This is a genomic window from Streptomyces sp. NPDC059142 (assembly GCF_042755665.1).
In the GTDB taxonomy this organism is placed as follows: Bacteria; Actinomycetota; Actinomycetes; order Streptomycetales; family Streptomycetaceae; genus Streptomyces.
Genome location: NZ_JBHZDA010000044.1, coordinates 1 through 7,970 on the forward strand (window position 1 = coordinate 1; position 7,970 = coordinate 7,970).

A 7,970-nucleotide genomic window follows, 5' to 3' on the forward strand; every position below is an offset into this window, starting at 1 on the left:
GCGAGTGCGAGCTGCCCCCCCCCCCGCTCGCCGGGGCGGGGGGGTGGTACTGTTATACTATCTCGGGGCGGCGGCCACCCTCTATTTTTTCCCCCCCCCCCCCTCCGCGCGCTGTTCCGTGTCCGCCCCCTCGGGGCGGGCGGCGTCAGGCGCGCGCCGTGTCCTCGCCGTTCGCCGGGGCCGGGTCGCCCGCCGGAGTGGTGTCGTCCTGGTCGGCCTGCGTCTGACCCGCCGCGCGCTCCCGCATCTTGCGCAGCAGCTCCTGCTTCTGGTCGGCGGCGGCCTTGCGGTTGGCGTCGCGGGCGGGGCCGCTGGACTGCGGGTCCGTGCGGCTCATCTTCGTGCGCTGACCGCCCACGCCAAGAAGGTTGTTGCGGCTCTTTGCCACGGGGTTCTCCCGAAGTGATGAGAAGTGATCTGCGGATTCGTCGGTGGGGGGCGGTTCGGAGACCGCCGCGCTCTCACTCGTAGATCTGGAAGAACATGCCCGAAACGTTACCACCGGGCGCGACCGGGGGGTAACGCATTTTCCGCGGGCCCGGAGGCCCTGGTGGGCCCGGAGGATCTTGCGGGCCCGGCGCCGGGCGGGCGGACCACCGAACACCCGAACGGATGACAGATATTGAAATCTGTCATCCGTCATGCCATCGTTGACGGTGTCAGAATTCGTGTACGGAGGAAGCCGCCATGACCACCCACGCCATCCCCACCCGCGCCCTCGGCGCCACCGGCCCCCAGGTCTCCGCCCTCGGCCTCGGCTGCATGGGCATGTCCGCGCTGTACGGAGAGGTGGACCGCGCCGAGTCCATCGCCACCCTGCACGCCGCGCTCGACGCGGGCGTCACCCTGCTCGACACCGGCGACTTCTACGCGATGGGGCACAACGAGCTGCTGATCGCGGAGGCGCTGCGGACCGCTCCGGCCGGAGCCCGCGAACGGGCGCTCACCAGCGTCAAGTTCGGCGCCCTGCGCGATCCCGACAACGGCTGGGGCGGGCAGGACGGACGGCCGGCCGCCGTCAAGAACTTCGCCGCCTACTCCCTCCAGCGCCTCGGCACCGACCACATCGACATCTACCGGATCGCCCGGGTCGACCCCGATGTCCCGATCGAGGAGACCGTCGGCGCCATCGCCGAGCTGGTCGAAGCCGGCCACGTCCGCCACATCGGCCTCTCCGAGGCGGGCAGCGACACCATCCGGCGGGCCGCCTCCGTCGCCCCGATCGCGGACCTCCAGATCGAGTACGGGCTGATCTCGCGCTCCATCGAGGACGGCATCCTGGCGACGGTCCGCGAGCTGGGCATCGGCGTCACGGCGTACGGGGTGCTCTCGCGGGGGCTGATCAGCGGCCACTTCACCCGCGACCGCGAGCTGGGCCCGAGCGACTTCCGGGCGCACAGCCCGCGCTTCCAGGGCGCGAACCTCGATCACAACCTGGCGCTGGTCGACTCGCTGCGCGCGCTCGCCGAGCAGAAGGGCGTCACGGTCGCGCAGATCGCCATCGCCTGGGTGCTCGCCCAGGGGGAGGACATCGTCCCGCTCATCGGCGCCCGCCGCCGGGACCGGCTGACCGAGGCCCTGGGCGCCCTGGACGTCACGCTCGACGCCGCCGATCTCGACGCCCTGGACCGGGCCTTCCCGGCGGGCGTCGCGGCGGGCGAGCGGTATCCGGCCGCGCAGATGTCGACGCTGGACAGCGAGCGGCGGTGACCCGGGGCGCGGCGGGACCGCGCGCGGCCCGGGGCGGGCCGCGGAGAGGGGCGGCGCGCAAGGGCGGTTCCAGGGGCTCACCCGCCGGACGGCCCGGCCCGGGGTGACCGGTAGTGTCGCCTGGCACCCCGGGCGACATACCTCCGCCGTACGAGCCCGCACAAGCCGCAAGTGCCGCACGAGCCGCACGAGCCATGAGAGGTCGGGCAGCCATGTCCCCCGAGACCCTGACCGCCGAGCGCATCCTCGAAGCCACCGAGGAGGTGCTGCGCCGTTACGGACCGGCGAAGGCGACGGTGGTGGATGTGGCCCGGCTGCTCGGGGTCAGCCACGGCAGCGTCTACCGGCACTTCAGGACGAAGGCGGCGCTGCGCGAGGCGGTCACGGCGCGCTGGCTGAGCGGGACGGAGCGGGTGCTCCAGGAGATCGTCGAGGGATCGCAGGCGCCGGGTCCGGAGAAGCTGCGCGGCTGGCTGCTGGCGCTGTTCGACACCAAGCGCCACAAGGCGGGCGACGACCCCGAGCTGTTCGCCACGTACTCGGTGCTCACCGGGGAGCAGAGCGACGCGGTGGACGCGCATCTGACGGAGCTGACCGGACAGCTCACCCGGATCGTCGAAGAGGGCGTGCGCGCGGGCGAGTTCGTGGCACCGGACCCGGCGGGCGCGGCCGGGGCGCTCTTCGTCGCGACGGCGCGCTTCCACGACCCGTGCTACGCCCCGGAGTGGCAGAAGCCCACGATCGACGCGGACTTCACCGCCGTCTCCGATCTCCTGCTGCGCGGCCTCAGGCCCTGACGGCGGGGAACGGCGCCCACCTCCGCCCTCCCCCGCCCCCGGGCGGCCGGGGTCAGCCCGCCGCCGGGTCCACGGTGGCCTGGTGGGCCTCGGTGAGGTGTTCCTCGGCCTTGAGCCACGGAAGGAACTGCGCCCCCTTCCGCCAGCCGCAGGTGTCACACGTCAACGACCGCTGCACACCCGCCTTCTCCACACGGACGACATGTTCCCGCCCGTGCTGATCCCATCGGCTGACCTTGCTGGTGGTGGAGGACGGCATGATCCGTTCCTCTCTTGTCGGGGAGCGCCCAGTGTGCCGCAAGGATCCGGCGCGGAACGCGGGCAGGCCCCCGGTTCCGCGACGGAACCGGGGGCCTGTCCTGTGCCCTCCGGGGCCCGGGGGGGCCTCAGGGCTTCGGGTCAGCAGCCGAGCAGGTGCTCGCCCAGGTAGCTCTGGATCCGGTCCAGCGAGACGCGCTCCTGCTTCATCGTGTCGCGCTCGCGCACCGTCACCGCGTTGTCGTCCAGGGTGTCGAAGTCGACCGTCACGCAGAACGGCGTCCCGATCTCGTCCTGGCGGCGGTAGCGGCGGCCGATGGCGCCCGCGTCGTCGAACTCGATGTTCCAGTTGCGGCGCAGGTCCGTCGCGAGGCCCTTGGCCTTCGGCGAGAGCTGCGGGTTGCGGGAGAGCGGCAGCACGGCGACCTTGACCGGCGCGAGGCGCGGGTCGAGGCGCATCACGGTGCGCTTCTCCAGCACGCCCTTCGCGTTGGGCGCCTCGTCCTCGTTGTACGCGTCGAGGAGGAAGGCGAGCATCGCGCGGCCGACACCGGCGGCGGGCTCGATGACGTAGGGGGTCCAGCGCTCGCCGGCCTCCTGGTCGAAGTACGACAGGTCGTGGCCCGACGCCTTGGAGTGCGCGGAGAGGTCGTAGTCCGTGCGGTTGGCGACACCCTCCAGCTCGCCCCACTCGCTGCCGCCGAACTGGAAGCGGTACTCGATGTCGGCGGTGCGCTTGGAGTAGTGCGAGAGCTTCTCGGCCGGGTGGTCGTACCAGCGCATGTTCTCCTCACGGAGACCCAGGTCGCGGTACCAGTTCCAGCGCTGCTCCATCCAGTATTCCTGCCACTGCTCGTCCTCGCCCGGCTTGACGAAGAACTCCATCTCCATCTGCTCGAACTCGCGCGTGCGGAAGATGAAGTTGCCCGGAGTGATCTCGTTCCGGAAGGACTTGCCCATCTGCGCGATGCCGAACGGCGGCTTCTTGCGCGAGGTCTGCTGCACCTGGGCGAAGTTGGTGAAGATGCCCTGCGCGGTCTCGGGGCGCAGGTAGGCGACCGAACCGGAGTCCTGCGTCGGGCCGAGGTGGGTGGAGAGCAGACCGGAGAACTGCTTGGGCTCGGTGAAGGTGCCCTTGTTGCCGCAGTTCGGGCAGTTCAGCTCGGAGAGGCTCGCGGGGGCCTTGCCGTGCTTCGCCTCGTACGCCTCCTCCAGGTGGTCGGCGCGGAAGCGCTTGTGGCAGGAGGTGCACTCGGTGAGCGGGTCGGTGAAGGTCGCGACGTGGCCGGACGCCTCCCAGACCTCCGTGGCGAGGATCACCGACGAGTCGATGCCGACAACGTCCTCGCGCGAGGTGACCATGTAGCGCCACCACTGACGCTTGAGGTTTTCCTTCAGCTCGACTCCGAGCGGCCCGTAGTCCCAGGCGGCCCGCTGACCACCGTAGATCTCACTGCACGGGTAGACGAAGCCACGGCGCTTGCTCAGGTTGACGATGCTGTCGATCTTGTCGGCGGCCACGGGTCTCTCTTCATTACGACGACGACGAACGGCGAATGCTTCAGATTAGCGGCGCGCGCACCCCTTCGATCAAATCGGTGCGGAGCAAGGGGCATTCCGGCCCGTTACCCGCCCCTTGTTGACAATCGTTTCCACTTTTGTTGAAAATGACTGTCATGAACGTACGACGACGCCTCATACCCACCGCCGCCCTCGCCGGAACCGTCACCCTCGGCATGGTGGCGCTCTCCGCCTGCTCCTCCTCCGACACGACAGGGAAGAGCGGCGACGGCAAGCTGGCGGTGACCGCGTCGTTCTACCCCATGGAGTACCTGGCCCGGCAGATCGGCGGCGACCACGTCTCCGTCACCACCCTCACCAAGCCGGGCGTCGAGCCGCACGACCTGGAGCTGAAGCCCCGGCAGGCCGCCCAGCTCGGCGAGGCCGACGTCATCCTCTACCTCAAGGGCATCCAGCCCGCCGTGGACAAGGCCATCGACCAGTCAGGGGCGAAGACGGTCGTCGACGCGACGACCCTCACCACCCTGGAGAACCACGGCACGGCGACCGGCCACGACCACGGTCACGACGACGACCACGCCGACGAGGCCGAGCACGGTCACGACGAGGCCGAGCACGGGCACGAGGAGTCGGAGACGGACGGCAAGGACCCGCACATCTGGCTCGACCCGGTGCGGTTCGCCGAGGTCGCCAAGGGCGTCGGCGCCTCCCTGGAGAAGGCCGACCCCGACAACGCCGCCGCGTACAAGAAGAACACCAGCGCCCTGGTCACCAAGCTGGACGGCCTGAACACGTCCTTCAAGGAAGGCCTCGCCTCCACCGCCACCAGGACGTTCATCACCACCCACGCCGCCTTCGGCTACCTCGCCGAGCGTTACGGTCTGGAGCAGGAGGCCATCGCCGGCATCGACCCCGAGTCGGAGCCGAGCCCGGCCCGGGTGAAGGAACTGGAGACCATCGCGAAGCGGGACAAGGTCACCACCGTATTCTTCGAGACACTCGCCAGTGACAAGACCGCCAGGACGGTGGCCGGGGACTCCGGGCTCACCACGGACGTCCTCGACCCGATCGAGGGAATCACCGACAAGACCAAGGGCCGCGACTACATCGAGGTCATGCGGTCCAACCTGGCAGCGCTGCGCACCGCGCTCGGCGCGAAATGATGTGACGTGACGGGGAGCCGGGCGAAACGATTCCCCTGACGGGGCGGCTCCCCCGGCCGGGGTCGGCTTACCCGGCCCGCGACGACAGCGACGAGACCAGCAACGGAGGCGCCTGACATGGCGACGGTGGAGAGCGACCACGCCAGGGCGGCGGAACGCGCCCCGGCGCACCCCGGTACCGACGACGGGCCCCCGCCCGTCGTCACCGTCCGCGGCGCCACCGCCACGCTCGGCGCACGCCCCGTCCTGCGCGGTGTCGACCTCACCGTGCGCCGCGGCGAGGTGGTCGCCCTGCTCGGCGCCAACGGCTCCGGCAAGTCCACCGCCGTGCGCTCCGTGATCGGCCAGGTGCCGCTCTCCGACGGGGAGATCTCGCTCTTCGGCACCCCGCTGCGCCGCTTCCGCGCCTGGCGGCGCGTCGGCTACGTACCGCAGCGCACCACCGCCGCGAGCGGCGTGCCCGCGACCGTCCGCGAGGTCGTCTCCTCCGGCCGGCTCTCCCGTACGAGCCCCCTGCGGCTGGGATGGCCCACCAGGGCCGATCGTGCGGCCGTTCAGCGGGCCATCGAGCTGGTGGGCCTCGGCGACCGCGCCAGGGACTCCGTGGGCGCCCTGTCGGGCGGCCAGCACCAGCGCGTGCTGATCGCCCGCGCGCTCGCCTCCGAGCCCGAGCTGCTGATCATGGACGAGCCGATGGCGGGCGTCGACCTGGCCAGTCAGGACATCCTCGCGGCGACCCTGCGCGAGCAGGTGGCGGCCGGCGCGACCGTCCTGCTCGTCCTGCACGAGCTGGGTCCGCTGGAGCCGCTGATCGACCGCGCGGTGGTGCTGCGCGACGGCTGCGTGATGCACGACGGGCCGCCGCCGAAGGCCGTCGGCCAGCACGCCCTGCCCGGCCACGACCACGTTCATCCGCACGCGGCCGGCGAGCCGCTCCGTACGGGACTGCTGACCTGACCATGGAAATCCTTGAGACCGCCTTCATGCAGCGGGCGCTGATCGCCGCCGTCCTCGTCGGCGTCACCGCGCCCGCCGTCGGCATCTATCTCGTCCAGCGCCGCCAGGCCCTGATGGGCGACGGGATCGGCCATGTGGCGATGACCGGGGTCGGCCTGGGCTTCCTGCTCTCCGCCAGCCCGATCTGGATGGCCACGCTCGTCGCCGTGCTCGGCGCCGTCACGATGGAGCTGATCAGGGCGTACGGGCGCACCCGCGGCGACATCGCGCTGGCGATGCTCTTCTACGGCGGCATGGCGGGCGGTGTGCTGCTGATCAACCTCGCGCCGAACGGTTCCAACGCGAACCTCAGTTCGTACCTCTTCGGCTCGCTCTCGACCGTCTCGCCCTCCGACGTCACCGCGATCTCGCTGCTGGCCGGTTTTGTGGTGCTGGTCACGGTGGGGCTGCGGCGCCAGCTCTTCGCCGTCAGCCAGGACGAGGAGTTCGCCCGGGTCACCGGGCTGCCCGTGCGCGCCCTGAACCTGCTGATCGCGGTGACCGCCGCCGTGACGGTCACGGTCGCCATGCGGGTGGTGGGGCTGCTGCTGGTCAGCGCGCTGATGGTGGTGCCGGTGGCGGCGGCGCAGCAGGTCACGCGCTCGTTCGTGGTCACGTTCGTGCTCTCCGTCGTGATCGGTACGGCGGTGACACTGGCCGGCACGGTCACCTCGTACTACCAGGACGTACCGCCGGGCGCGACGATCGTGCTGATCGCGATCGGGGTCTTCGTCCTGCTGACCGCGCTCGCCACGCCGCTGGCCCGGCGACGGGCCCGTGCGCTGAGGAACGAGGAAGCGTGTCTCGTACAGGCGGACGGGACCGGACCGGCTCCGGCGCCCGTACCCGACGTCCCGGGCGCCCGGCGTCCGGCGGAGGACGCCACGGCATGACCGCGGGCCGGTCCTGGACTGGCAGAATGGGGCCCGTAGACAAGCGGGCAACGCCCGGAGGACACGGGCAGAGGCAAGGAGGCACCGGTGACGACTGCGCCCAGCGGCGGATCGAACGCGGCCCCCGTGCGCGGCCGATCGACCCGCCAGCGCGCCGCGGTGGCGGCGGCGCTCGACGAGGTGGACGAGTTCCGCAGCGCTCAGGATCTCCACGACATGCTCAAACACCGTGGTGACTCGGTGGGACTGACCACGGTCTACCGCACGCTCCAGTCGCTCGCCGACGCGGGCGAGGTCGACGTGCTGCGCACGAACGACGGCGAATCGGTCTACCGGCGCTGCTCGACCGGCGACCACCACCACCATCTCGTCTGCCGGATCTGCGGCAAGGCGGTCGAGGTCGAGGGGCCGGCCGTCGAGCAGTGGGCGGAGACGATCGCGGCCCAGCACGGCTATGTGAGCGTGGCGCACACGGTGGAGATCTTCGGCACCTGCGCGGAGTGCGCGGCGGCCGCCGCCAAGAACTGAACCGCACACACCGCACCGCGGGGGGGGGGGGGGCCGGGGTCGGCCGCCGCCCCCCCCCGCCCGGGGGAGCCCGCCGGGCCGTCGCGCGGGCCGCCGGCGGCCAT

The 7,970-nt window shown here is 71.3% G+C and carries 9 protein-coding genes; 6 read left to right on the top strand and 3 right to left on the bottom strand.

The genetic code is table 11. From position 1 onward, the window contains the following. Positions 1–145 precede the first annotated feature (145 nt). A complete protein-coding gene (locus ACFXPK_RS17730; RefSeq protein ID WP_384990497.1) occupies positions 146–388 on the bottom strand; it encodes a DUF6243 family protein in 243 nt (80 codons plus the stop codon). A 299-nt stretch (positions 389–687) separates the two neighbouring features. On the opposite strand from ACFXPK_RS17730, the gene ACFXPK_RS17735 reads away from it, so the two are divergent. Both ACFXPK_RS17735 and ACFXPK_RS17740 read left to right on the top strand, forming a co-directional pair. Continuing rightward, positions 688–1,710 carry an aldo/keto reductase gene (locus ACFXPK_RS17735; protein ID WP_384990499.1) on the top strand — a complete coding sequence of 341 codons (1,023 nt, stop codon included), beginning with the start codon at positions 688–690 and terminating at the stop codon, positions 1,708–1,710. 212 nt (positions 1,711–1,922) lie between these two features. Continuing rightward, positions 1,923–2,507: a TetR family transcriptional regulator gene (locus tag ACFXPK_RS17740; RefSeq protein WP_384990501.1), complete on the top strand. Its 585-nt coding sequence runs from the start codon at positions 1,923–1,925 to the stop codon at positions 2,505–2,507. Between the two features lie 52 nt (positions 2,508–2,559). Here ACFXPK_RS17740 and ACFXPK_RS17745 read toward each other — a convergent pair whose 3' ends face one another. Together ACFXPK_RS17745 and ACFXPK_RS17750 are read right to left on the bottom strand one after the other, a co-directional pair. Next, positions 2,560–2,766 (bottom strand): hypothetical protein, encoded by a 207-nt coding sequence (locus tag ACFXPK_RS17745; protein ID WP_384990504.1) that lies wholly within the window; start codon positions 2,764–2,766, stop codon positions 2,560–2,562. A 140-nt stretch (positions 2,767–2,906) separates the two neighbouring features. Further along, positions 2,907–4,286 carry a glycine--tRNA ligase gene (locus tag ACFXPK_RS17750; protein ID WP_329827193.1) on the bottom strand — a complete coding sequence of 460 codons (1,380 nt, stop codon included), beginning with the start codon at positions 4,284–4,286 and terminating at the stop codon, positions 2,907–2,909. Between the two features lie 155 nt (positions 4,287–4,441). On the opposite strand from ACFXPK_RS17750, the gene ACFXPK_RS17755 reads away from it, so the two are divergent. The 4 genes from ACFXPK_RS17755 to ACFXPK_RS17770 all read left to right on the top strand — a co-directional run bounded on the left by ACFXPK_RS17755 (position 4,442) and on the right by ACFXPK_RS17770 (position 7,866). Then, positions 4,442–5,449 carry a metal ABC transporter substrate-binding protein gene (locus tag ACFXPK_RS17755; RefSeq protein ID WP_385076315.1) on the top strand — a complete coding sequence of 336 codons (1,008 nt, stop codon included), beginning with the start codon at positions 4,442–4,444 and terminating at the stop codon, positions 5,447–5,449. A 117-nt stretch (positions 5,450–5,566) separates the two neighbouring features. Then, the gene (locus ACFXPK_RS17760) at positions 5,567–6,406 is read left to right on the top strand and encodes a metal ABC transporter ATP-binding protein (protein WP_385076317.1); all 840 of its coding nucleotides are present in this window, start codon (positions 5,567–5,569) and stop codon (positions 6,404–6,406) included. Between the two features lie 2 nt (positions 6,407–6,408). Further along, positions 6,409–7,338: a metal ABC transporter permease gene (locus ACFXPK_RS17765; protein ID WP_384990512.1), complete on the top strand. Its 930-nt coding sequence runs from the start codon at positions 6,409–6,411 to the stop codon at positions 7,336–7,338. Between the two features lie 87 nt (positions 7,339–7,425). Then, a complete protein-coding gene (locus tag ACFXPK_RS17770; RefSeq protein ID WP_384990514.1) occupies positions 7,426–7,866 on the top strand; it encodes a Fur family transcriptional regulator in 441 nt (146 codons plus the stop codon). Positions 7,867–7,970 lie beyond the last annotated feature (104 nt).

Bases quoted from the DNA above. Each gene is read 5' to 3' on its own strand.
- ACFXPK_RS17735 (WP_384990499.1), top strand. From the start codon at position 688: ATGACCACCCACGCCATCCCCACCCGCGCCCTCGGCGCCACCGGCCCC.
- ACFXPK_RS17740 (WP_384990501.1), top strand. From the start codon at position 1,923: ATGTCCCCCGAGACCCTGACCGCCGAGCGCATCCTCGAAGCCACCGAG.
- ACFXPK_RS17745 (WP_384990504.1), bottom strand. From the start codon at position 2,766: ATGCCGTCCTCCACCACCAGCAAGGTCAGCCGATGGGATCAGCACGGG.
- ACFXPK_RS17755 (WP_385076315.1), top strand. From the start codon at position 4,442: ATGAACGTACGACGACGCCTCATACCCACCGCCGCCCTCGCCGGAACC.
- ACFXPK_RS17760 (WP_385076317.1), top strand. From the start codon at position 5,567: ATGGCGACGGTGGAGAGCGACCACGCCAGGGCGGCGGAACGCGCCCCG.
- ACFXPK_RS17765 (WP_384990512.1), top strand. From the start codon at position 6,409: ATGGAAATCCTTGAGACCGCCTTCATGCAGCGGGCGCTGATCGCCGCC.